Origin of the sequence: Bacteroides sp. PHL 2737 (assembly GCF_004115325.2) — a bacterium.
Classification (GTDB): Bacteria; Bacteroidota; Bacteroidia; order Bacteroidales; family Bacteroidaceae; genus Bacteroides; species Bacteroides hominis.
This window is the reverse complement of the sequence record NZ_CP040630.1, coordinates 5,324,059-5,347,780: the sequence shown is the minus strand read 5'-3', so window position 1 is coordinate 5,347,780 and position 23,722 is coordinate 5,324,059. Positions and strand designations below refer to the sequence as shown.

At 46.3% G+C, this 23,722-nt stretch carries 25 protein-coding genes and 1 riboswitch; of the genes, 12 read left to right on the top strand and 13 right to left on the bottom strand.

The genetic code is table 11. The annotated features are described in order from the left end of the window. Window positions 1-5 precede the first annotated feature (5 nt). The 5 genes from murA (at window position 6) to rseP (ending at window position 5,320) form a co-directional block, all read left to right on the top strand. The gene (gene murA / locus DBK98_RS22250; protein ID WP_005808243.1) at window positions 6-1,310 is read left to right on the top strand and encodes a UDP-N-acetylglucosamine 1-carboxyvinyltransferase; all 1,305 of its coding nucleotides are present in this window, start codon (window positions 6-8) and stop codon (window positions 1,308-1,310) included. Then, window positions 1,307-1,849 (top strand): ribosome maturation factor RimM, encoded by a 543-nt coding sequence (rimM, locus tag DBK98_RS22245; protein ID WP_005808241.1) that lies wholly within the window; start codon window positions 1,307-1,309, stop codon window positions 1,847-1,849. The genes murA and rimM overlap by 4 nt, the downstream gene beginning before the upstream one ends. A 66-nt stretch (window positions 1,850-1,915) precedes the next feature. Beyond that, the gene (locus DBK98_RS22240) at window positions 1,916-2,776 is read left to right on the top strand and encodes a M23 family metallopeptidase (protein ID WP_005821606.1); all 861 of its coding nucleotides are present in this window, start codon (window positions 1,916-1,918) and stop codon (window positions 2,774-2,776) included. Between the two features lie 2 nt (window positions 2,777-2,778). Then, entirely contained in the window at window positions 2,779-3,945 is a 1,167-nt protein-coding gene (locus DBK98_RS22235; RefSeq protein ID WP_032535443.1) for a 1-deoxy-D-xylulose-5-phosphate reductoisomerase, read from the top strand. 19 nt (window positions 3,946-3,964) lie between these two features. Further along, on the top strand, window positions 3,965-5,320 hold the full coding sequence (gene rseP / locus DBK98_RS22230) for an RIP metalloprotease RseP (RefSeq protein WP_032535442.1): 1,356 nt from the start codon (window positions 3,965-3,967) through the stop codon (window positions 5,318-5,320). Window positions 5,321-5,422: 102 nt separating this feature from the next. On the opposite strand, the gene DBK98_RS22225 is transcribed toward rseP, so the two are convergent. Then, window positions 5,423-6,301 (bottom strand): hypothetical protein, encoded by an 879-nt coding sequence (locus DBK98_RS22225; RefSeq protein WP_005808233.1) that lies wholly within the window; start codon window positions 6,299-6,301, stop codon window positions 5,423-5,425. Window positions 6,302-6,494: 193 nt separating this feature from the next. Between DBK98_RS22225 and phnX the strand changes: the two genes are divergently transcribed. Further along, window positions 6,495-7,286: a phosphonoacetaldehyde hydrolase gene (gene phnX / locus DBK98_RS22220; protein ID WP_005808231.1), complete on the top strand. Its 792-nt coding sequence runs from the start codon at window positions 6,495-6,497 to the stop codon at window positions 7,284-7,286. Between the two features lie 6 nt (window positions 7,287-7,292). Continuing rightward, on the top strand, window positions 7,293-8,381 hold the full coding sequence (gene phnW / locus DBK98_RS22215) for a 2-aminoethylphosphonate--pyruvate transaminase (RefSeq protein ID WP_032535441.1): 1,089 nt from the start codon (window positions 7,293-7,295) through the stop codon (window positions 8,379-8,381). A gap of 7 nt (window positions 8,382-8,388) precedes the next feature. Here phnW and DBK98_RS22210 read toward each other — a convergent pair whose 3' ends face one another. The 5 genes from DBK98_RS22210 to DBK98_RS22190 form a co-directional block, all read right to left on the bottom strand. Continuing rightward, on the bottom strand, window positions 8,389-9,795 hold the full coding sequence (locus DBK98_RS22210; RefSeq protein WP_005808227.1) for an MFS transporter: 1,407 nt from the start codon (window positions 9,793-9,795) through the stop codon (window positions 8,389-8,391). Between the two features lie 234 nt (window positions 9,796-10,029). After that, window positions 10,030-10,494, bottom strand: coding sequence for an anaerobic ribonucleoside-triphosphate reductase activating protein (gene nrdG, locus DBK98_RS22205; RefSeq protein ID WP_032535440.1), 465 nt, complete (start codon window positions 10,492-10,494; stop codon window positions 10,030-10,032). A 7-nt stretch (window positions 10,495-10,501) separates the two neighbouring features. Beyond that, on the bottom strand, window positions 10,502-12,895 hold the full coding sequence (locus DBK98_RS22200; protein WP_032535439.1) for an anaerobic ribonucleoside triphosphate reductase: 2,394 nt from the start codon (window positions 12,893-12,895) through the stop codon (window positions 10,502-10,504). Between the two features lie 32 nt (window positions 12,896-12,927). Then, a riboswitch (cobalamin riboswitch) is annotated at window positions 12,928-13,111 on the bottom strand. A gap of 123 nt (window positions 13,112-13,234) precedes the next feature. Beyond that, complete coding sequence (locus DBK98_RS22195) at window positions 13,235-13,885, bottom strand: hemolysin III family protein (protein ID WP_005808222.1); 651 nt, start codon at window positions 13,883-13,885, stop codon at window positions 13,235-13,237. Between the two features lie 128 nt (window positions 13,886-14,013). Further along, window positions 14,014-14,913, bottom strand: a complete 900-nt coding sequence (locus DBK98_RS22190; RefSeq protein ID WP_005821599.1) for a diaminopimelate dehydrogenase — start codon at window positions 14,911-14,913, stop codon at window positions 14,014-14,016. A 158-nt stretch (window positions 14,914-15,071) separates the two neighbouring features. On the opposite strand from DBK98_RS22190, the gene ruvA reads away from it, so the two are divergent. After that, complete coding sequence (gene ruvA, locus DBK98_RS22185; protein ID WP_005821598.1) at window positions 15,072-15,674, top strand: Holliday junction branch migration protein RuvA; 603 nt, start codon at window positions 15,072-15,074, stop codon at window positions 15,672-15,674. A 136-nt stretch (window positions 15,675-15,810) separates the two neighbouring features. Here the strand turns inward: ruvA and DBK98_RS22180 are convergent, their stop codons facing one another. The 4 genes from DBK98_RS22180 to DBK98_RS22165 all read right to left on the bottom strand — a co-directional run bounded on the left by DBK98_RS22180 (window position 15,811) and on the right by DBK98_RS22165 (window position 18,074). Next, window positions 15,811-16,335 (bottom strand): hypothetical protein, encoded by a 525-nt coding sequence (locus DBK98_RS22180; RefSeq protein ID WP_032535438.1) that lies wholly within the window; start codon window positions 16,333-16,335, stop codon window positions 15,811-15,813. Beyond that, window positions 16,298-17,035, bottom strand: coding sequence for an ImmA/IrrE family metallo-endopeptidase (locus tag DBK98_RS22175; RefSeq protein ID WP_005808215.1), 738 nt, complete (start codon window positions 17,033-17,035; stop codon window positions 16,298-16,300). The genes DBK98_RS22180 and DBK98_RS22175 overlap by 38 nt, the downstream gene beginning before the upstream one ends. Further along, entirely contained in the window at window positions 17,022-17,375 is a 354-nt protein-coding gene (locus tag DBK98_RS22170; protein WP_005808213.1) for a helix-turn-helix domain-containing protein, read from the bottom strand. The genes DBK98_RS22175 and DBK98_RS22170 overlap by 14 nt, the downstream gene beginning before the upstream one ends. Window positions 17,376-17,540: 165 nt before the next feature. Next, entirely contained in the window at window positions 17,541-18,074 is a 534-nt protein-coding gene (locus tag DBK98_RS22165) for a GNAT family N-acetyltransferase (RefSeq protein WP_032535448.1), read from the bottom strand. A 72-nt stretch (window positions 18,075-18,146) separates the two neighbouring features. Between DBK98_RS22165 and DBK98_RS22160 the strand changes: the two genes are divergently transcribed. The 3 genes from DBK98_RS22160 to rpiA are packed head-to-tail and all read left to right on the top strand — an operon-like array spanning window position 18,147 to window position 20,003. Next, on the top strand, window positions 18,147-19,151 hold the full coding sequence (locus DBK98_RS22160) for a DUF3843 family protein (protein ID WP_032535437.1): 1,005 nt from the start codon (window positions 18,147-18,149) through the stop codon (window positions 19,149-19,151). Then, the gene (locus tag DBK98_RS22155; RefSeq protein ID WP_022011774.1) at window positions 19,132-19,272 is read left to right on the top strand and encodes a hypothetical protein; all 141 of its coding nucleotides are present in this window, start codon (window positions 19,132-19,134) and stop codon (window positions 19,270-19,272) included. The genes DBK98_RS22160 and DBK98_RS22155 overlap by 20 nt, the downstream gene beginning before the upstream one ends. Window positions 19,273-19,301: 29 nt before the next feature. Further along, window positions 19,302-20,003: a ribose 5-phosphate isomerase A gene (rpiA, locus tag DBK98_RS22150; RefSeq protein WP_032535436.1), complete on the top strand. Its 702-nt coding sequence runs from the start codon at window positions 19,302-19,304 to the stop codon at window positions 20,001-20,003. A gap of 169 nt (window positions 20,004-20,172) precedes the next feature. Here the strand turns inward: rpiA and DBK98_RS22145 are convergent, their stop codons facing one another. Continuing rightward, the gene (locus DBK98_RS22145; RefSeq protein ID WP_156127618.1) at window positions 20,173-20,268 is read right to left on the bottom strand and encodes a smalltalk protein; all 96 of its coding nucleotides are present in this window, start codon (window positions 20,266-20,268) and stop codon (window positions 20,173-20,175) included. 31 nt (window positions 20,269-20,299) lie between these two features. After that, a complete protein-coding gene (locus DBK98_RS22140) occupies window positions 20,300-20,770 on the bottom strand; it encodes an HU family DNA-binding protein (RefSeq protein WP_032535435.1) in 471 nt (156 codons plus the stop codon). A gap of 267 nt (window positions 20,771-21,037) precedes the next feature. Here DBK98_RS22140 and DBK98_RS22135 point away from each other — a divergent pair, with 267 nt between their 5' ends. Next, a complete protein-coding gene (locus DBK98_RS22135; protein WP_005790540.1) occupies window positions 21,038-21,283 on the top strand; it encodes a DUF4248 domain-containing protein in 246 nt (81 codons plus the stop codon). A 231-nt stretch (window positions 21,284-21,514) separates the two neighbouring features. On the opposite strand, the gene DBK98_RS22130 is transcribed toward DBK98_RS22135, so the two are convergent. Beyond that, complete coding sequence (locus DBK98_RS22130; protein WP_005808203.1) at window positions 21,515-23,674, bottom strand: VapE domain-containing protein; 2,160 nt, start codon at window positions 23,672-23,674, stop codon at window positions 21,515-21,517. Window positions 23,675-23,722: the final 48 nt, after the last annotated feature.

The following is a 23,722-nucleotide window of genomic DNA, read 5'->3' as shown; positions in this document are numbered from 1 at the left end:
AAAACATGGCTTCATTTGTAATCGAAGGAGGACACAGGCTCAGTGGGGACATTCATCCGCAAGGTGCCAAAAACGAAGTGTTGCAGATTATCTGCGCTACGTTGCTTACCGCCGAAGAAGTGACAGTAAATAACATCCCGGATATTCTGGACGTCAATAACCTGATTCAATTGATGCGGGATATGGGAGTAACGGTGGCGAAGACAGGTGTCGATTCATATAGCTTTAAAGCTGAAAATGTAGATCTCGCTTATCTGGAGAGTGATGAATTCCTGAAGAAATGTTCCAGCCTGCGGGGATCGGTGATGTTGATCGGACCGATGGTTGCCCGTTTTGGCAAAGCAATGATATCCAAACCGGGCGGAGATAAAATCGGTCGTCGGCGATTGGATACGCACTTTGTGGGGATCCAGAACCTGGGAGCTGACTTTGCTTATAATGAAGAACGTGGGGTATACGAGATTTCGGCACAAGAGCTGAAAGGTACTTATATGCTGCTCGATGAAGCCTCTGTTACCGGAACAGCCAATATAGTGATGGCTGCCGTGCTTGCCAAAGGGATGACTACGATTTATAATGCCGCTTGTGAACCTTATTTGCAGCAGCTTTGTAAAATGTTGAACCGGATGGGAGCAAAAATCAGCGGCATAGCTTCGAACCTGCTGACGATTGAAGGGGTGGACGAACTCCATGGAACGGATCATACCGTATTGCCGGATATGATTGAAGTAGGCAGTTTCATCGGTATGGCTGCAATGACCCGTAGCGAAATAACCATTAAGAATGTCTCTTACGAGAATTTAGGCATTATTCCTGAAAGTTTCCGTCGGTTGGGCATTAAGCTCGAACAGAGAGGAGATGATATTTATGTACCGGCTCAGGACTGTTATCAAATCGAATCTTTTATCGACGGATCTATTATGACCATTGCCGATGCTCCCTGGCCGGGGCTGACTCCGGACTTGTTGAGTGTCATGCTGGTAGTGGCTACCCAGGCGAAAGGGAGTGTGCTGATTCATCAGAAGATGTTCGAAAGCCGCCTCTTCTTTGTGGATAAGTTAATTGATATGGGGGCCCAGATCATTCTTTGCGATCCGCACCGTGCAGTCGTTATCGGTCATAATCATGGATTTACTTTGCGGGGTGGCAATATGACATCTCCCGATATACGTGCCGGTATCGCCTTGCTTATCGCTGCGATGAGTGCCGAAGGCATTAGCCGGATCCATAATATTGAGCAGATCGACCGGGGATATCAAAACATTGAAGGGCGTCTGAATGCCATCGGAGCCAGAATCACACGCATATGATAAGAAGAGAAGACGTATATAAGATCGGATTATTCAATAAACCGCATGGTATCCACGGAGAATTGTCGTTTACCTTTACGGATGATATTTTTGACCGGGTGGACTGCGATTACCTGATTTGCCGGCTGGATGATATCTTTGTTCCCTTTTTTATAGAAGAGTACCGCTTTCGGTCCGACTCTACCGCTTTGGTAAAACTTGAAGGGGTGGATACGGCCGAACGTGCCCGGATGTTTACCAATGTGGAAGTCTATTTCCCGGTGGAGCATGTAGAAGAGGCCGAACCGGGAGAGCTGTCATGGAGCTTTTTTGTGGGTTTTCGGGTGGAAGATGTTCACCACGGTGCTTTAGGTGAGGTGACAGACGTAGATACATCTACCGTTAACACTTTGTTTGTGGTGGACCGGGATGGAGATGAACTGCTGATTCCAGCACAGGAAGAATTTATAGCCGGTATTGACCAGAAACACAAAATCATTACAGTCGATTTGCCCGAGGGCCTGCTGTCTTTGGACGAGTGCGATGATGAAGAAAGTTAAATAGCATAAAGAAACAGGCGGCAAGTAAAGCGAAATGCTTACATTTGTACGCTATATCCTATAATAATGCCGAAAAAGAAACGCAGTAAAGCTTTTTGGAACAATATTAAGTTCAAGTACAAACTCACTATCATCAACGAGAATACGCTCGAAGAGGTGGTGGGACTTCATGTATCCAAGTTGAACGGGCTTTCCGTGTTACTTTCGGTTCTGACCCTGCTTTTCCTGTTTGCTGCTGCCATTATCACTTTCACCCCTTTACGCAACTATTTGCCGGGATATATGAACAGTGATATTCGTGCGCAGGTTGTAGAGAATGCCTTGCGGGTGGATTCTTTGCAACAGCTGGTGGACCGTCAGAATATGTATATCATGAATATACAAGATATTTTCAGCGGAACAGTGCGGGTGGATACCGTACAGTCAATGGATTCACTGACCACTATGCGTGAAGATTCGTTGATAGCCCGTTCCGAACGCGAAGAAGCTTTCCGTCGCCAATATGAAGAGACCGAAAAATATAATCTGACCTCTATTACCTCTCAGCCCGATGTGAACGGATTGATTTTCTATCGTCCGACCCGTGGTATGATATCCGATCATTTTAATGCTGAGAAGAAACATTTTGGAACCGATATTGCCGCTAATCCCAATGAAAGTGTTCTGGCTACCCTTGACGGTACAGTCATATTGAGTACTTATACGGCCGAAACCGGTTACCTGATCGAGGTACAGCATAACCAGGATTTTGTATCAGTCTATAAACATTGCGGTTCGTTGCTGAAGCGTGAGGGAGATACTGTGAAAGGCGGTGAAGCAATTGCTCTGGTCGGGAATAGCGGAACGCTCACTACCGGTCCGCATCTCCATTTTGAACTTTGGCACAGAGGACGGCCGGTTAATCCTGAAAAATACATTGTATTCTAATAATGAACGAGATAAAGAAAAAACAAATAGCTATCTTAGGTTCTACGGGCTCTATCGGTACACAGGCCTTACAGGTTATCGAGGAGCATCCCGAACTGTATGAAGTTTATGCACTGACTGCCTATAATAAGGTAGATCTCCTGATAGCTCAGGCACGTAAGTTCCTGCCTGAGGCTGTGGTTATAGCTAACGAAGAGAAATATGTACAACTGAAAGAGGCCCTCAGCGATCTGCCTGTTAAAGTTTACGCCGGTACTGCCGCTTTATGCCAGATTGTAGAGTCCGGTCCTATTGACGTCGTACTGACAGCTATGGTAGGCTATGCAGGGCTGAAGCCGACCATGAATGCCATTCGTGCCGGAAAAGCGATTGCGCTTGCCAACAAGGAGACGCTGGTTGTTGCCGGAGAGCTGATTAATCAGTTGGCACAGCAATACCGTACACCGATTCTTCCTGTCGATTCTGAACATTCAGCCGTGTTTCAGTGTTTGGCCGGAGAGGTGGGCAATCCGATCGAGAAAGTAATTCTGACTGCTTCCGGTGGTCCTTTCCGTACATGTACCATGGATCAGCTGAAAACCGTGACGAAGGTGCAGGCATTGAAGCATCCGAATTGGGAAATGGGAGCCAAGATCACCATTGATTCTGCTTCGATGATGAACAAAGGCTTTGAAGTGATTGAAGCTAAATGGCTGTTTGGAGTACATCCCAGTCAGATAGAGGTGGTAGTACATCCGCAGTCTGTTATCCATTCGATGGTACAATTCGAGGATGGAGCTGTAAAGGCCCAGTTGGGTATGCCGGATATGCGTCTGCCTATCCAGTACGCTTTCTCTTATCCGGATCGTGTCAACTCGTCTTTTGACCGGCTTGACTTTTCGAAATGTACGAACCTTACTTTTGAGCAACCCGATACCAAGCGGTTCCGTAATCTGGCCTTGGCTTACGAATCGATGTATAGGGGAGGGAATATGCCCTGCATTGTCAATGCGGCTAATGAAGTGGTAGTGGCTGCTTTCCTTCGTGATGAAATCAGCTTTCTCGGCATGAGTGATGTGATAGAACAGACCATGGGACAGGTATCTTTTGTACAGACTCCTACCTATGATGACTATGTGGCAACCGATGCGGAAGCACGCCGGATTGCCCGTGAATTAATTTGTAAATAAATAAATTGTAAATAATCTGATGGAAACATTTTTAATCCGTGCCCTGCAATTGATTATGAGCTTATCTTTGCTCGTCATCATTCATGAAGGGGGGCACTTTCTCTTTGCCCGCCTGTTTAAAGTACGGGTAGAAAAATTTTGCTTATTCTTTGACCCTTGGTTCACACTATTCAAATTTAAACCTAAAAAAAGTGAGACAGAATATGCTGTCGGTTGGCTGCCTTTGGGAGGTTATGTCAAGATTGCCGGTATGATTGACGAGTCAATGGATACGGAGCAGATGAAACAACCCGAACAACCATGGGAGTTCCGCTCCAAACCTGCATGGCAGCGCCTGTTGATTATGGTAGGCGGCGTGTTGTTCAACTTCCTCCTGGCCTTGTTCATCTACTCGATGATTCTGTTTAAATGGGGAGATCAGTACGTTCCCGTGCAGCAGGCACCGTTGGGTATGGATTTTAATGAAACGGCCAAAGCGGTGGGATTCCAGGACGGAGACATTTTGTTGTCTGCCGATGGAGTGGACTTTGTACGTTATGATCCCGACATGCTCAGTCAGATTGCCGATGCACGTGAGGTAACGGTGTTGCGTGAAGGTAAAAAGGCCTCTGTATACATCCCGGAAGATATGATGCAGCGTTTGCTGGCAGACAGTGTTCGTTTTGCCGAATTCCGCTATCCTTATGTAGTAGACAGTGTGATGGTCAATTCACCTGCGGCAATGGCCGGTATCCAACAGGGAGACAGTATCATTGCCCTCGATGGAAAGTCGATTTCTTATTCGGACTTCCTGATGGCTATGGCTGACCGAAGAAAGAATGCAGCAGCATTACAGAAAGATAGCATCGATCCGCACCAGATCACGTTGACTTATGTACGCGACGGAAAGACGGATATGTTGACTGTGGTCACTGACTCTGCTTTTAAGATGGGAGTAGTGATCAATAAGTATACAGATCAGCTTCTTCCTGTTATAAAGAAGGAGTATGGCTTTTTCGAATCATTCCCTGCCGGTGCGGCGTTGGGGGTGAAGACGTTGAAAGGTTATGTGGGTAATATGAAATATCTCTTCTCCAAGGAGGGTGCCAAACAGTTGGGTGGTTTCGGAACCATCGGCAGTATTTTCCCTGCAACCTGGAACTGGCATCTGTTCTGGTACATGACCGCTTTCCTGTCTATCATCCTTGCGTTTATGAACATCTTGCCTATCCCTGCACTGGATGGTGGACACGTACTGTTCTTGTTCTATGAAATCATTGCCCGCCGCAAGCCGAGTGATAAATTTATGGAATATGCACAGATGACGGGTATGATCCTGTTGTTCGGTCTCTTGATTTGGGCAAATTTCAATGATATACTGAGGTTCTTCTTTTAGACGGAAGTAACATCTTATAAATAAACTACGAGCTGCAAGTGATTGCGTGATTATTCCGCGGATACTTGCAGCTCGTGGTTTATGATCGTTAATGGTAGTTTTTTATATTTTCAGCATCTTCTTTTCTCTCTCCAGATCCGATTCATCCAACTTGGGTGACGGTACTGTACAGGTTTTTATGTAGTCGCCTTCCTGGCATGTATAGTTATAATAGATCTCTTCTTCCGGTGTCAGTTCCGCTTTGGGAATCAGTCTGCCTTCCATTTTCAGAAATGCGTCTATATCCGTGCTGTCCGATTGCTTCACCAGGACGATTCTCCGCGCTATCGGGTTGTGGTTGTAGTCCAGGCATAGATACAATCCCTTTAGCATGTTGGGATATTCATAATGTGGCAGTTGCAGATAAATGGTGACCATGGCAAACTGTGGCAGTTCCCGTTCGTTGAACATCAGATAGGAGTTTTGATGATTGCTGATGATGCCGCTTCCCCAATGTACCGATTTATAAGCATTGATCATGCCTACCTTGACGTAATCATTATTCTCTGATGCGCAGATCAGATAGGGTTCTGCCTTGAGACTGTCAGTCGATGAAGAGAGACTGTAACTCAGATATGTACCGCTATAGTTATACACTTCTTCTACAGACCCCTGCATTTCTTTTTCCAGGAGTTTCAGGAACGTATTTCCCATGTTGTTTGTTTCCTGATCGGGTTCCAGGTCGAACAAGCGCTCCTTCATTCCGCTCAGATTGCCAAGCAGGCGTTTTTTCGACACATTGTTCACCAAAGCCAGTGCTTCGTCCAGTGCCTCTTCCTGTGTTTTGGTTTTTTGCAGATTCAGGTAAGCAGGAAGTACACTCGAATAGAGTGCGGACAACACACTGGGGGCCATATTGATCCAGTCGGCTATTTCCTTCATTTTCACTCCGTTGTTACGGAGGTATTCTATTCTTTTGTATATCTCTTCAAGTTCGTTCATGGTATATCGACACGTTGTTTGCATTGCAAATATATGACTTTTGGATTATATAATCATGATATGAATGTTACATTAATATTTCAGCAGAACCCTGCAGAATATAAATGAAATGAATCCTGCAAATTCATTTTTGCTCTGTCCGCTATGCCCTACATTTGCACCGGATTCAAAAACAAGGAAAAATAGATATAAAATGAAAAAGATTGAATGTATCATTATGGACTGGGCCGGAACTGCGGTCGACTACGGATGTTTCGCTCCGGTGGCCGCCTTCATCAAGGCCTTTGCCGAAAAAGGGCTGACGATTGATGTCGTGCAAACCCGGAAACCGATGGGGTTGCCCAAGATTCAGCACATTCGTGAACTGCTGACTATGCCCGAAGTGAACGAGCAATTCACTGCCCGCTATCAGCGTGACTGGACGGAGGAAGACGTGGTGGAACTGAACCGGCTGTTTGAGAAATATCTTTTTGCTTCTCTGAAAGAGTACACAGATCCTATTCCGGGTGTAATCCCTACCTTGGAAAAACTCCGTGCCGAAGGACTGAAGATAGGCTCTACTACCGGCTATACGCGTGAAATGATGGACGTGGTGCAACCTGCGGCTGAGGCTAAAGGTTATCGTGTAGACTATTGTGCTACTCCGAATCTGCTGCCTGCCGGACGTCCGGCTCCGTATATGGTTTTCGAGAATCTCACAAAACTGGGCGTGCCGTGTCTCGATACCGTGGTTAAAGTAGGTGATACCATTGCTGACATCAAAGAAGGTGTCAACGCTAAAGTATGGAGTGTGGGAATCGTGTTGGGCAGTAATGAAATGGCACTTACTGAGAAGGAGGCCGGCAGTCTGTCCGAAACTGAACTCGAAGCCCGCGTCTCCGAAGTCAAAGAACGTATGCTGGCTGCGGGAGCCTCTTACGTCATTCGTAGCATCGAAGAACTTCCCGCGCTGATTCAAACTATTAATTCAAAACTCAATTCTTAAAACGATATGAAACCTTATTTGTTATTAACTCCCGGACCTCTTACCACATCAGAAACCGTAAAAGAAACCATGATGACCGACTGGTGTACATGGGACGAGGATTATAACCTGCACATTGTGGAGGAAATGCGTAAACAACTGGTAGGCATTGCCACTCGCAATACGGAGGAGTACACTTCCGTACTTTTGCAAGGTAGCGGCACTTATTGTGTGGAAGCAGTTATCGGTGCTGCCATCGGAAAGAACGATAAACTTCTGATTTGCAGTAATGGTGCTTATGGTGACCGTATGGGAAATATTGCCGAATATTATCATATCGACTATGATCTCCTTGCTTTTGAAGAAACGGAACAGGTATCGGTAGACTATGTGGACGATTACCTGAGCAATAACTCAGACATTACTCACGTGGCTTTCGTTCACTGCGAAACGACTACCGGTATCCTGAATCCGTTGAAAGAGTTGGCGCATGTCGTGAAAATGCATGGTAAGAAGCTTATTGTGGATGCTATGAGCAGCTTCGGAGGTATCCCGATGGATGTCAGTGAACTGGGAATCGATTTCCTGATCAGCAGTGCCAATAAGTGCATCCAGGGTGTGCCGGGTTTTGGATTCATCATTGCCCGTCGTTCCGAGCTGATGCGTTGCAAAGGAGTTGCCCGCTCACTTTCACTCGATATTTATGACCAGTGGGAGACAATGGAGAAAGGACATGGCAAATGGCGCTTCACTTCACCCACCCACGTGGTGCGTGCATTCAAGCAAGCTCTTACCGAACTGATTGAAGAGGGAGGAGTAGAGGCGCGCTACCGGCGTTATTGCGAGAATCACCGGGTATTGGTGGAGGGTATGCGTTCGCTGGGATTCAAGACTTTGCTCGATGATGCTATCCAGTCGCCTATCATCACTTCCTTCCTTTACCCGAAAGCAGGATTCGATTTTAAAGATTTCTATACTGCTCTGAAAGCTAAGGGATTTGTTATCTATCCCGGAAAAATCTCAAAAGCGGATACTTTCCGTATCGGTAACATCGGAGATGTACATCCGGAGGACTTTACCCGCTTGGTAGAAGTTGTGAGAGAGACTGAATACTAATGAATGATTATTGAGTTTTTGTCTTTAACGTAGAAGGTTGTGAAAGCCGCATACTACTCACTACTGCTGCGACAAAAGCAAATCCGCTGCCTGCTATCAGACAGACCGCTGTACTTTTTTCGTGTACTACGAAACTGAAGAGTAAAGCAACCAGCGTTGTACCGAATGTCTGTCCTAAAAGCCGTGCCATACCCAACATTCCGCTGGCTCCCCCCGAACGTTGTGTAGGGGCGGAAGAGATGATTGTACTGTTGTTGGGCGTCTGGAAAATACCGAAACCTGCACCGCAAAGCATCAATCGCAGAATGATACTGATGACCGATGAATCTGCTGTTAATGTAGATAAAGAATAGAGCCCGATGCAGAATAATGCCATACCGATACTACCCAGTATGCCGGGGTGGATGCGCTCCACAAGGTATCCGGCTGCCGGTGCTGTCACCAATGTGGCGATGGGCCACGGAGTCAGCAGCAATCCCGTCATTACTTCGCTGTATCCCAGTGAGTTTTGCAGGAAAAAAGGAAGAGAAACCATAGCCAGCATCTGTGCCGTGAACGAACAGATGGAAGTCAGGATCGATAACCTGAAGATAGGTATTCCCAGCAGGTCGAGCGGTAAAAGAGGGGATGGCTGGTTCAGTTGCCTGTGGACATAATACGTGCCGACAATGGCCAATACAGCCAGTTGGATGGCTATATAATCGTTTTTCTCGTGATGGGCAAATCCGTCCAGTGTATAGATAAGCAGTCCGAAGGTGATAGCGTTGGCTATGGCACTGAGCTTATCGAATTTCCGGTTGGAACGTTCTTCTTTTCTCGGCAGGTACTTGCATCCCAATATCAGGGCTGCAAGCCCCAGAGGGACATTGATGGCAAACAACCAATGCCACGAGGCGATGGAAAGAATGCCGCTTGCCACCGAAGGTCCGGCTGCAGCCGATATGGCCACTACCATGGCATTGATCCCCATCCCTCTTCCTATCTGATTTCGGGGATAGATGGTACGTAACTGGGCAGTGTTGACACTCGTGATGGCTGAGGCGCTGAAGCCCTGGAAAATGCGGGCAAGGGTCAGAGTCCAGAACGAATGGGAGAGCGCACATATCAGGGAAGTGACTATGAACATGGCAATGCCTGAAAGAAAGATCTTCCGGTATCCGTATATTTCGCCTAACGACGAAAACGAAAGCAGCGATATCACAATGGCGAGCTGATACCCGTTGATGATCCAGGTTGTGACCGCAGGTGAAGTTCCGAAGTCGTGCGAGAGGGTCGGGAGTACTACATTGATGATATTGATGTCAAGCACCGACATACATAAGGCGAAAGAGATGCCGACAACTGCCCAGATGCGGCGATGGAGGGGGAGACCGTCAGTTTCGTCAATTTCCGAAGTTTGTGTAAGCTGAGCCATAAAGAACCTTTTAAAAGAACTGCCACAAAGGTAAACAAAGTCAAGCTTCTTCGGTTTGAGAGGACAATGATATATAAGTTTTTTTAATTCATGAATTTCAGCGAGGCATGTAGCGGAAGTCTTTTTCAATACGGATGACACAGATTTACACTGGGTTTTATTGTTGATAATCAGCAAAATGAATCAGCAATCCATGTAAATCTGTGTCATCTTAGTTCTGCTTCCGATACGCCTTCATGTGTATGTCAGCCTGATAATCCTCTGATTACTGCTACCTCTGAATTCCAGATGTGGAGAGTAAAGTTCTTGTCTGAAGCGTCCGTCCACCAATACATCTATATAAGGTAGTACGGCAGCCAGTGCCGGATTTGCCTGAATCTCTTCGTACGTATATCCTGTATAGCACCAGATATTCTGTCCTGTCTCTTCTTTTATCCTCCGGATAAGCGGAAGAAACGCTTCCGGGTTGTAAAGGGGATCTCCACCGGAGAAAGTCACTCCATCCAGCAACGGATTCGAATTGATTTCACGGATGATGCAGTCCAGACGCTTTTCTGTCAATTCATCTCCGGCCTGCGGATTCCAACTTTCCGGATTATGACAACCCGGACAGCCGTGCCGGCAACCTGCCAGATAGATGGAATACCGGATACCTTCTCCGTCGACAATCGTTTCCGGATATGTATAAAGTATATTCATGACTTTATTACAGATGCTTCACGCGATCTCTCTCTTCTGCCCGTTTGGCAGAGTTCCACGAACTCAGGTCGCCCGTCAGATAACCTGTGATGCGGCGCATGCGCAGGATATTCTCACTTTGGCATACGGGACATTTATCGTAAATCACTCCCTTGTATCCGCAGTTGTGGCAGGTGTCTACCGGGTGGTTGATAGAACCGTAGCCGATACCTTCGTCGAACATTACTTTTACGATCTTGGCAATGGCGCGTACGTTTTTCTGGGCTTCTCCGTCCAGTTCCACATATGTGATGTGCCCTCCGCGGGTGATGGCATGGAATGGAGCTTCCCGTTTGATCTTTTCTACAATGCTGATCGGTTCTTTTACATCCACATGGAAAGAATTGACATAATAATCGTTGTCTGTCACCCCTTCGATTTTTCCGTATTTACGGCGGTCCATACGGGTGAAGCGTCCCGACAGTCCTTCCGCCGGTGTAGCCAGTACCGAATAGTTCAGATTGTATTTGGCTTTGTATTCATCAGCCACCTTGTTGATTTCCAGCACGGCTTCATAAAGGGTGTCCCATGCCTTCTGGCTGTGTCCGTGTCCCTCTCCATAGAGAGCCACCATGGCATTGTGTCCACCCAGGAAGCCGATACCCAGCGTACCACTGCGCAGCACGTCGCCTACTTGTTCGTTCGGGTTCAGGGCAGCTCCCCCTTTCCACACGTCGTTACCCATCATAAAGGGGAACTGGCGGGCCAGGGCCGTACGCTGATATTGATAGCGTGAATAAAGCTGGTCGGCTACTAGGGTAGCCATTTCGTGTACCGATTCGATGAAAATTTCTTTAGCCTTTCTCTCAACGGCATCTTTGTTATGCTTGTCTTCTGTCATGTTTTCCGCTTTGATACGGGCTTCGATGGCAAGGCGCGGCATATTGAGTGTAGTGAACGAAAGGTTTCCGCGTCCCAAAGACGATTTCTCGCCGGCTACGTTCTCAAACACACGTGTGCGGCATCCCATGGTGGCCAGTTCGTAACGGTAACGTTGCGGGTCGTTGGCGTCCCATTTTTCGTTTTGGTTGAACGGGGCATCCAGAAACATAAAGTTAGGGAAGAGTGCTTTTGCCGTAGTGTGGCAAGCTTTCAGGAACAGGTCGAAGTTGGGTGCTTCAAATTTTAATTTACCTTCCATGGCAGCATCGAAATTAGCCATAGCCTTTTCATAATCGGCTTCTGTGTACGATACTCCGTTTTTTATCTTGAATATCTGGATTGGGAATACCGGCACTTCTCCCCTTGTGCCCAGTCCCTCTACGGTTGCTTTCAGTAATTCTTCAATCACCATGCGTCCTTCGGCCGAAGTGTCTGTTCCATAATTGATCGAACTGAACACTACCTGGTTTCCACCGCGTGAGTGCATTGTGTTCAGGTTATGGATAAAGCCTTCCATGGCCTGGTGCGTATCTTTCTGAGTCTGCACAAATGCTTTCTCTATAATTTGGTTCAGATGTTCTTTGTCGATATTGATCTGCAGGGCAGTCAGGGCCATGCGCAATGTTTCGCGTTCCAGTTCCGATGCTTTGATAGACGACAGATGTTCGGCAATCACTGTACGGATAGCCTTTTCTTCTATTTCTTCACCCTTGTTCATCTGTACATAGAAGCTGATGAATGATGCCAGGTGTTTACGGAATGATTTGCTCACGCCTTTTGCCATAAAGAAGTCGAATGCCGGTATGGCCTGACCTCCGTGCTGTTCGTTCTGGTTAGTCTGGAAAATAATGGTAGCCAGGGTAGCATAACTTTGAATGCTTTGCGGAGTACGTATACTGCCGTTCTTGGTGCGGAATCCACGTTCGAAGAGGTCATCCATGTCATACTGGATACAAGTCGTGGTTTTGGTCGGGTAGTAATCCAGGTCATGGATGTGGATGTCTCCCAATTGGTGCGCCTCGGCAAAACGTTTCGGCAACAGATATTTATATGTATAGTCTTTGGTTACTTCCGAGGCAAATGTCATCATCTGTCCGGCGGGGGTATGACTGCTCATATTGGCATTGCTCAGGTTGACATCGTTTTTATCGATAGCTACGATACCGTCCATCACATGCTTCATCTGAGTCTTTTTGTCTCGTTCGGTGTTTCGCCATTCCCGATAGATGATGTACTTTTTGGCTACTTCCGGACGAACCTTCATCAGCTCTTTTTCTACCAGGTCCTGAATTTCTTCTACCGTAATGGTAGGAGATGCAAATTGTCCGATTACGTTCATCGTGATGTCAGCAATCAATTGCTGTTCATCATTGATTCCTGTGGCACTAAACGCTTTTGATACAGCGTTCTTGATTTTACTGATGGAGAAGTCCTCCCTTTTACCATCTCGTTTGATGATACAAATTTCCGCGTAGTTCATAACTTTAACTCCCGAAAGCTTTAGATTTTTTTTAATATGTTTACTTTTTCAGCAGGTCTTCTGACTTATCTCTCCCTCGCAACGCCTTCCCACGCTGGGCGCAGTGGCATAGTGTGCGGATTCTCAGAGAATTACAGCAGCGGGTACTGTCGCCGATTTGCACAGCGTTCCCTTATGACTAAACCTCTTTTTAGTACTGAAATCTGCTACAAAGGTAACAGTTAAAGCAATAAGTTGTTCTTGTTTTAACAAGAATTTTTGGAGAACTTTTCTTTCTTCCTGATACAGAAAGTTTTCCAAAACGGGAAACTTTCGGGCATGAAATTTAAATGAAGTTTGCTAAAGAATCAGCCAGATAGCTATGATATGCCCTATGCTTCCGCCCAGACAAAACAGGTGGAAAACAGCATGTGTGTAAGGTTTTCGCAACGAATAAAATACGGCTCCCATGATGTAGGAAGCCCCTCCTCCGATAAGCCACCAGAAGGCGGGAGAAGCTCCGATGGCGGAGAGGCAGTCCATCAAAGGTTTCAGGGCTACCAGGATGGCAGAACCCATTCCGACGAAGCAGACTGTTTCAAGATTACTGTGTTCTTTCAGCTTTTTAAAAGCCAGTATGAAGCCTACGATGGCCGACAGCCATACGAAAGCGAATATTCCCCAGCCCCAGCCACCGGCATGGCGCAATACCAATAAGGTAAACGGGGTATAAGTGCCTGCTATGTGCAGGTAGATGGCGCCGTGGTCGAATTTGCGGAGAAGTTCTTTACGGCTGCCGGGTCTTGAACCGTGATACCAGGTCGAACTGATATAGGATGCCAGCATTCCCGCCAGGTAGACCAGCACACAACCTGCCGCCCAATGGGGATGTGGGTTGGCAAGTGCTTTTTCCAACAGAAAATATCCTGCGGTGATACCTAACAGAATACCTGCACCATGACTCAGGGTGTTGGATAATTCTTCGCCGTGTGAATATCGCTTGTTCTCCATTCGTGTGTATATAGGTGATGTGGTAGCAATTTAATAAGATGACCGCAGATTTGAGAGTTTCGACACACCCTCTTAAAATCTGCGGTCATCCTTTCCTTTTTAGAAGTATCTTGTATCAGGCAGCAGATTTATACCAGATGTCCGATCCATTCTTCGCGGTCGCCCGGCAACAGGTCGATTACCGGTACTTCCACCATGGTGTAGCATCCCGGTTGCTGCTTCATCGAAGCGCGTGCCACGCATACCAGTACCTGTGCGGTCAGTGCGGGATTGTTGATGCGCATGTTGAATTCGAACAACTGATTCTGGGTTTTTCCCGATACACCTTTGCGGGTCAGGTTTACACCGTGTCCCATGTCCAAGAGTGCATCCACGCTCGGCACTTGCTTTACGTGGGTTTCGTCATTCACGAAATAAGCGTCCGATTTGATTGCGGCTGCCACGTCTTCAAATTTATATCCGTCTTTCAGTTCGATGTATACCATGCGGCGGTGGATTCCCGTTCCTGTGGGGATGGTCATTGACAAAGCCGCTTTCACTCCGTCGATTGCTTTCACGGCTACCGTGTGGCCCATGCTCATACCCGGACCGAAGTTGGTGTAAGTGATGCCTTTGGGGGCGATTGCTTCGAGCATGGTGCGTACGATGGAGTCGCTTCCCGGATCCCATCCGGCCGAGATGATCGATACCGCCCCGTGTTCTTTGGCACAAGCACCCAGTTCACGGCGGAGATCTACGATTCCGGTGTGGATATCGAAACTGTCCACTGTATTGATTCCCATTGCGAGGATTTCTTTTGCGTATTTCTCAACGCTGCGGGTCGGAGTACAAAGAATAGCCACGTCTACTCCCTGAAGTTCCTTTATATCTTTAACTACTGCGTAATCATTCAGTTCAGCCGGTTTGTTCTCGGCACCTGCACGACGAACCACACCTGCTATCTCAAAATCGGGAGCCGCTTGGAGGGCTTCCAGCACATAACGACCAATATTGCCATAACCTACGATGGCTGCTCTTACTTTTTTCATCTTTTTATTGGTTTTGTTTAACACATTTCTTTATTTCGGTTGCAAAATTAGTCATTTTCTTTGTTTTTGAGTCTCTTAGGGGTGTTAAAGTTAGTTTTTGTTATTCAAGGTTCGTGAAGCACAATATTTATTATCTTTGCGTTCTGATTATAACCATTATGATAGAATACATCAAAGGCGAGATTGCCGAACTGAGTCCGGCAACCGCAGTTATCGATTGTAACGGATTAGGATATGCCGTTAATATATCACTCAACACTTATTCTGCCATTCAGGGTAAGAGCAGTTGTAAACTCTATATCTACGAAGCCATCCGCGAAGATGCTTACGTTTTATATGGCTTTGTCGACAAGCAGGAACGGGAACTTTTCCTGCTGCTGATTTCCGTTTCGGGCATTGGAGGAAACACGGCCCGCATGATTCTTTCCGCTCTTTCACCGGCCGAACTGGTAAATGTGATCAGTACCGAAAATGCCAATATGCTGAAGACGGTGAAGGGTATCGGACTGAAAACAGCGCAAAGGGTCATTGTCGATTTGAAAGACAAAATTAAAACGGGTGCTGTGGCTGCTGCCACCGGAGGAGTGACCGGTACATTGCTTCCGGCCATGAATGCGGAAGTGCAGGAAGAAGCCGTTGCCGCCTTGACGATGCTGGGCTTTGCCGCAGCGCCTTCTCAGAAAGTGGTGCTTGCCATTCTGAAGGAAGAGCCCGATGCTCCGGTGGAGAAAGTCATTAAGCTGGCTTTAAAAAGACTCTGAGAGCGGACGGAAGGGGCATTGCTGTCGCAGATTGCATAATAGAGTTACAGCGTAGAGGAAGGAAATGTGATTGTTTATGTAATCTGCGATAGGGCTTTGTCGTTGTGTTGGTCTTGTTTTCTTGAAATGTGTGAGTTTAAATTTGTACGGTACATGCATATTGGGTTATGTCGATGATTGGAAGTTTACTTCCCGCATTATTTACTTCCTGCATGAATTCCTTACACTCCTGCTCTGTCATTTTCTTTCTGCAGTAAGCATAATATAAAAAATCAAGTGTAGTCAGATAGGTAATATTATTCTTGGAGCAATATTCTTTTATGTCTTTCAGGTTACTGCTCCCCAATACGTCTCGGTTGTCTCTGCAATAGATCATGCATGCACTTTCTCCTTTTCCCAGAGTGCGTTGCAATAAAAAGAACTCTTTCATTGATTCCCTCTTTGGGGAAAAAAACTCTTTTTTCAATTTAGGGAAGAAATGGAGATACTTATCTATAAAATCTTTTGTACCGGAATTTTGGGAAATTTCATTATATACCACATCCAATATCAAGTATTCGTACTCCGGAAATATATCGGGTAATATTGAGAAATAATTAGCCTCCATGAAATGGATAATTACATCAGCATCGAGTACTATCTTCGTTTTCTTGTGTTCCATTGATGTTTATTTTATGGAGTAACTCTATATAGTGACCTTCTGAAATTTTTTCCTGTTCGAATAGCTTGCGGGCTTTTTCACCAAAATCACCGATAACCAGTCCTTCGTTGGCCGGTTCGTATAAGGCTGTGTCATATCCGAAACATTTGGCAGAGTATTTTACTTTTATTTCTGCCAATTTGGAACGTGTACTTTCTGTTATAAGTCCGATATTTTGTAATCTATACAATAGAGCGGAACGGGAAACGGAAAAATAGTGTTCAAGTTTTAGGACTGTTGCCATCGAGATGTTTTTGGTTTTTAATTCCATTTCAGGTATTAACTGGCATATACCGCCCTCCGGCATTAATAGAGAGGAAGCAAACATGTCGGCACATTGTTCTATCGGATCTTTGCTGCCACATCCCGGATTACATTTGTGAGGAGTCGGTTTTTTCTCTATATAAAGGTGGTATAATTCGTGAGCTATCGTAAAGTGTTGCCTTCCTCGTGGTTGATTAGAATTGATAAGCATGAAACGGTGCTCTGAATTATCTTTCAAGCACATTCCTGAGAAGTTGTCGGATAAAGGTCTGAAAACAGTGAGTATGTTTAGTTTCAAAAGTAAACTTTTCAAGGTGATGGGCTCGGTGGCACTAAGCCCATTGTCCGTGCGAAATTCTGAGACTTGCTTCTCTATGATAAATTTATTCGGCTTCATTTTGGGCAATGCGTTCCATTTTGAGATAAGACTTTACGATATCCTTGAAAGCAGCTATTTCTTTCAGGTCATTTTCTCCTAAATCTGAAATTCTGAAAGCTGTAGCCATGATTTCATTATTCGTCTGAATATTGTCCTCAAACAATATAAAAGGTTCACAGCCGAATAAATTTGAGATATCTTCCAAAATAGTATAAGGAACCTCTCTTGTTCCTCCTTCGTAATTGCTGTAAGTAGAGCGTTCTATATTAATAGATCGTGCTACTTGTTCTTGCGTAAAACCGGATAACTCTCTAATCTTTTTTAGATTCTCTCCAATAATTTGATTAACCGTTTTCATTCTGCTCTTCTTCTATATTCTGTGGCAAAATTATCTATAATTTTCTATATATACAAATATTGCCACGTAATGTTTCCTCATTTATAGTTCTTTATCTAATCGTGCCTTCAGATTTGAAGAGAACTTTTTGTGTGGATGTGTTTTTATCATCGGCTTTCATGACTTTCAGGGAGTGAGGTATGAATTGTCTGAAATAATTTTCTGATACATCCTCAAATCCAGTTTTTTGCCGAACTTTTCCGCTACCTGCCGGATGTTTGCGCAACACTCGAAGCCACATCTCTCAAATAGGCGTATGCTGGCTTCGTTTTCTCCCGAAACCAGTGCCATTATATTGCTGAAGCCTTCTTGCCGGATGATCTCTTCCAGCCGGAGTATGGTTTGTTTTCCATACCCCTGACCTGTGAACTCCGGTTTCAGGTAGAGGGTCAGTTCTACCGAAATGCGGAAGGCTTCTCGGGGCTTGAAACGTGCGAAGTAGCAGAATCCGCAAGGAGTTCCTTCGGGAGTTTCAATGATGAACGACCGGTAGACGGGATCGCCTACGGGGATGTAGTTTTTCAGTTCGTCGATGGAGGCGCAGTGTACAAAGTACACCACTGTCGTGTGGAGGGTGTAATAATCGTAGATGTCTTTTACAAAAGGCAAGTCGTTTTCCGTGAGCGTTCTGAGCGTAATATCCATTGCCGTAAAGTTCATTAATTGCCGCAAATGTAGCTAATCTTATCAGAAAAGAAGTACATTTGTTTCCGTAAATCAACACTCCAATTCATGAAATTGCAAAAAATATATCGTCAACAGTGGATGGAAGCCCATCCACGCATGCAATCGGCAGATACCGATCAGTGGTACGTGGATTTTGCCAACAGGCTGTTGCCCGTATTTGAGAAGTCGGAGCTTACCGGACAGATGATTCATAAGAACCGGGCTGTTCTCTATTTCACTTGGTATCTGGAAGATTGTGTGAATAATTCCGGTAGCTGGAATACATTCATCCGGTTGCATAAACAGTTGTATGGACGTTTCCTGCCTTTTTACACACTGACAGAGTCGTATGCCGATGATGAAATAAATCCCGAGGATGTATCTTTTCTGCTGTGGACGCTTCTTTCTCCCGTCACGGATAGTTCTCCGTCTCCTTGGAATCCGTTTGACAGTTCTCTGCTTCAGCTCGCATCCGATGTATATGCGGTGCTCGATGCCCATTTTGAACAGGCTCCCCTTACCGGTGATGAATCCACGGAGTGGTTTCCGGATGTCCGTGCCTTGTTACCCTCTCCGGGTCCTGTTTTGGATGTCTTGCCGGAAATGAATCTCCCCCGTGATGTAGCGAACTTCCTGAGTGCTTCCGGAGGAAAACAGATTGTATATTTAAAAGACTATGTTGATTTGCGTCGCTTCTGTGTCGATGCGTTGAAGTGGGCCGATGAAGAAGATTCGTTAATGCCCGAGTTGGCCGATGAAGAAGATTTTGTGTTTTTTGCCAATCCGAAAGGTGTCTTGCTGGCTCCCAATATTGCCGCTTGTTTCCACGACGAACGAAATCCGGAATATAATCCGGAGATTGCCGAACAAGAAGGGGCCGAATTGTTTTATGTTCCGGGGCTTTGTCCCATCGACTTGTTACACTATGCCATGCAGCACGGCTTATTGCCGGAGGTTGCTTTTCCTTTCGGGGATGGCAGGAGGCTGTTGCACGAGAACTGGGATTTCATAGCCCGCAGGTATTTAGGTAAATATTATAATGAAGATTTTTATGAAGAAGAGCGGAAATAGCAATGACCGTCCGGGTAGCGGACGTCCCAAAGCTTCGGGAGGCAAGAAACCTACCGGTAAGCGGATCGGAAAGTCGAAACCCTCAAAAGCCAATAACCAGCTGAACCGTAGGGTGAAATAAGTTGTTATCTGTTATAAACAGGTTTTATTATGAAATGGGAAAGTAGTTTGATGGAACATCTCCAATGGTCGGACACGATAACCAACCGGGAGAGTAAAGAGAGGTTGGCCCGTATGATTGCCATGCGCGTACAAGAAGGCGAGGTCATTGGGGCTGGCTCCGGATCGACCGTATATCTAGCATTGCTCGCTATTGCCGAAAGGATACGTACGGAGAATCTGCACGTCACCGTGATTCCTGCTTCGATGGAGATATCGATGGAATGTGTCCGCTTGGGCATTCCGCAGACTACTTTATGGATGTGCCGTCCCGACTGGACCTTCGATGGAGCAGATGAAGTAGATCCCGACCGCAATCTGATCAAGGGAAGAGGCGGAGCGCTGTTCAAGGAGAAGCTGCTGATAAGCAGCAGCAACCGTACTTTCATATTGGTGGACGAAAGCAAACAGGTTTCTTTTCTGGGAAGCCGTTTTCCTGTCCCCGTCGAAGTCTTTCCGATGGCTTTGCCCTACGTAGAGAGGGAAATCCGGGCAATGGGTGCTTCACATACCCAACTGAGGCCGGCTAAAGGTAAAGATGGCCCTGTGATCACCGAAAGTGGAAACTTGATTCTCGATGCCTGGTTCAGCAATATTCATTCGTCTCTTGAAAAAGAAATCAAGTCGGTGACGGGTGTTATAGAAAACGGACTGTTTATGGGATATGATGTCGAGGTGATGGTAGCAAAATAAGATCGGAAACGGTTGATAGTACGAAAACTGAAGAGGATGTATCAAAACCCACCACAGAGTGACACAGAGGTGATTTTAAGTTGTTGATTATTAATAAAAAGACTCTGTGATACTCTGTGCTACTCCGTGGTGAAAAGAGTTATGACACATCCCTTTTAGCTTTCGTTGCCTACAAGTTCATCGCATTTCCTCCAAGGACTCCCAGTATGGCAGATGCCACTGCGATCATTACTTTTAAAATTGTGTTCCAGTTTGATTTCTTCATTTTTCTACACCTCCTTTCATGTGATTCTGATTTATGCCGTTGGGTCATCCACAATGTCTCCGTCACCGTCTTTTCCCGTTTCCTTTCCTTCCAGTGCGGCTTTGATATCGATGAATTCGATTTTATCACCGGCCCGGGTCGATGTCAGGTTCGGACGTACGCTCGACGACGGACGAAAGTTTATTTTCACCGCCATTATGTTTTTGGCCGTACAGTCTTTTTCCGCATCCACCCCTTTGGTGCGTGCCGAAAGGCTGAATACTCCGAAATCCCGGATATTGACCGACTGCCCGTTGTAGAGTGAGGTACGCATCGCCTCTACAAAATTGGTGAGTACACTTTTGATATCTCCCAATGATAACGAACTCTTCTCCTTCATTTCGTACGCAATGCTTTCCAGGCTTGCGCTTTGACCTAAGGTGACCAGTTGCGGATAAAATTTCTCTATAGCATCCGCTTTTCGCGGATCCTTTCTCGCGATTTTTTTGTATGGAACTGCCATTGTCCGATAATTTTTTATGGTTAATAATTAAGAATGCATCCGGAAGGTCGGACGAGCTCTTTCCCTTTCTTCCGGTATGTCAAAGATACCGCTTTGTAACCCCTGTTTTGTGCTTGTTGACGTGGGTTGAGGCGGTATGGATAAAAGATGGAAAATCAATGAATGTTTTGTGAAATAGTATGACTTCTGCTATGATATGTCGTTTGTTTTTGTTATCTTTATGCTATTGTAAAGTTCCGATTATTTATTAATTTAAAATAGAAAAACATGAAAGATTTAGAAGATGACGAGAGAGAGTTTCCTATCCGTGTATATACAAAAGTCGAGTTGGCTCTGCTTTATGCACCCCATTTGTCTGAAAATGCCGCCCTCAATAATCTCAGCCGTTGGATGCGGCACAACAAACTCCTGATGGCTGCGCTCGAGGAGGTGGGATACTATAAATACCGCCATTCATTTACGCCCAAGGAAGTTCGTCTGATCTTTCGATATATGGGAGAACCGGGAGCATAAAATTAGAGAGAAACCAATACCGGTATTGGTTCGGAGGATTTGATAAGAAGTTGAACTTGTGCAATTTATGCACAAGTTTAAAAATAATAGGTATTGATTTTAATCAAAACAGCTAATATCTTTTTGTCAATAAAACGCCAATATATGTCCTGCCCCGTAACAATATATGTAATCGAAATAACATATATTGTTACGGGGCATTTCTCTTCTATCTCCTTCTTTCCGATACTTTTAAAACGGTAACTCTTCCATCTCCTTTCCCTTCTCCCTTTTCCTGAAGTTTTCGCTCACCTCCTGCTGGCTGAGTTCCACTACGGCATACTCCGTAATGCCATGGACGTTTACACGCTTGCCGAAGGCATCCCTTTCCAGAATCTGTACCAACACTTGTTGCGTTTGCGCGTTGGCTTGTGTCCGTCCGTATACAGATAGAGTAGCCAGTATTGCGGCGGCGGGTTTCCATTTCACCTCAAAGTCCTTTTCTCCTGCCGGACGGAAGTAAACATACAGGTTCTCTTCCAGTGGGTCTTTCATGCGGTGGCGTTCGTTTCGGGTGTTGATGTCGTCTATCTCGTTTCCTTCAAACCAATAGCGGAAACCGTCTTCTATCAGTTGCACCGCCTGTGCGTATACCCCTTTGTGGTCTACCGGAGTGCGGTAGTCGATGGTTTTTACGGGAATGACCAGGAAGCGCCGGTTTCCTCCGTAATCTCTGAGGAACTGCATGTTGTTGGTGCTGCCGATGAACGATGCCCTCCGGGGATAAAGCTGCGCCTGAGTGTCGTATACCTTCCGGATGGTGACGTTCTCCTGTCCGATGATCCGTTTGAGTTCGGCGATGTCTCCTGTCTTCACACCCTCAAACTCCTCCATGTTGATCAGCAGCCGGGTGGATAGCAGCAAGAGGTCATCCTTGTTTGCCGGGTCTATCATTCCGTTGCGGTAATATTCTCCGAGTTCGGGGGGCAGCAGGTGCCGTATCCAGGTACTTTTTCCTTTTCCCTGCGCCCCGTGCAGCACCAGGGCTTGCTGGTTGGCTTTACCCGGTTGGAGCGCCGAGGCCACCATGGCTACGATCCAGCGCCGGAATCCTTCCCTCCAGAATTCCTGATCCTCCGCCTGTATGGTGTCCGCCAGTTTCCCGATGTGGTCGGTTGTCCTGTCCCACCGCACGTTTCCTCCGAAGTAGTCGGTAAAGGGATTGAACTCCGGTGTATAGTCCGAGTCGATGACCGACTTCAGGCTGTTGAGCGGATAGACGATGCCCTGTCTGCTGATGTTCAGGAAGATGGAGTTGAGATCCTTGTTCCGCATGGCGTAGAATGATTTTACCTCCTTCGTTTTGGACAAGTCGCACATTTCCAGTCGGTCGAGTACCGTATTTCTCCTGAAAGCGTAATTCCTGTCCAGATACTCTATCACCTGTTCCACGGGCGGTATCTTTTTTTTCTCCTCTGCCCGTTCCGTTCTGTCCGTATATGTGTAGGCGTTCGCGATGGGGGTGTCTGTATCCATCTGTCCGTTCTCCCCTAATTTCACTGCTGCCAGATGCTTGACTTCCGCCTCTTCAAGTCCCTTTCGGAAACATTTGTTTCCCAGGGTGAAGAGGAACGAATTGCGGTTTCCCTCTGTGTATTTCATCAGCCTGCGGGTAGAGCTGAGGCATTTGTTGAATTCCATGCACGTGTAGGCGCTGACTTCCCCTGTTGGGTCCGTTGCGGGCTCTTCCTTCTGCCTTCCCCTCCGTGCAGGTTCGGGGGCTTCGATGGTGAATGTCCGTTGCGGGATGTGTGCCACCCGCCGGGGAGAGTAAAACGCCCTCGGGTCATACGAAGCGAAGACACCTCTCGACAAGTCCTTTCCGCTGGTGTCCACTTCCGTCTCCAGAAGTTTCTCGTAGTGTTTACGGGCCAGTTCGTACATTCCCGCGTGATACTGCTCCAACCGGCTGTAAGTGATTGCCGGTGTCCGGAAGAATGCGTTTCGCCACCCTTCCGCTTCGAGGCTTACCGGATAGGCGAGCACCTTGAATCCGTGTTGCTTGGCGGTGAGGAAACAGGCGAGTGTCGCTTCGTCTGTTTCTATCAGGGCCCGTATCCGGTCCAGTTCCTTTTCGGGCAGATGGTCCAGGTCGATGGTGATGATGTCATTGTATGCGGCGATACTATGCGCCAGCCTGCATTCGTGGTAGTTTGCCGTGACGGTGAAGTAGTCCAGCTGCCGTTTTACGTTCTCCGCTTCCTTGGTTTTCCCTTCACTGATAAGCCTTCCTATTTTCTCAATCAGGGCGGCATAGCGACTGCTGCGTACCTTTTCGATTAATTCATTCAGGGAGCATCTCCCTTTTACTTTGCTGAAGCCCCTGTAAGTAGTAATACTAATGTTTTCCATTTTTCTGTCTTTTTTAAAGCTCGACGTAAGTGTCTGCGGCTGTAAAAT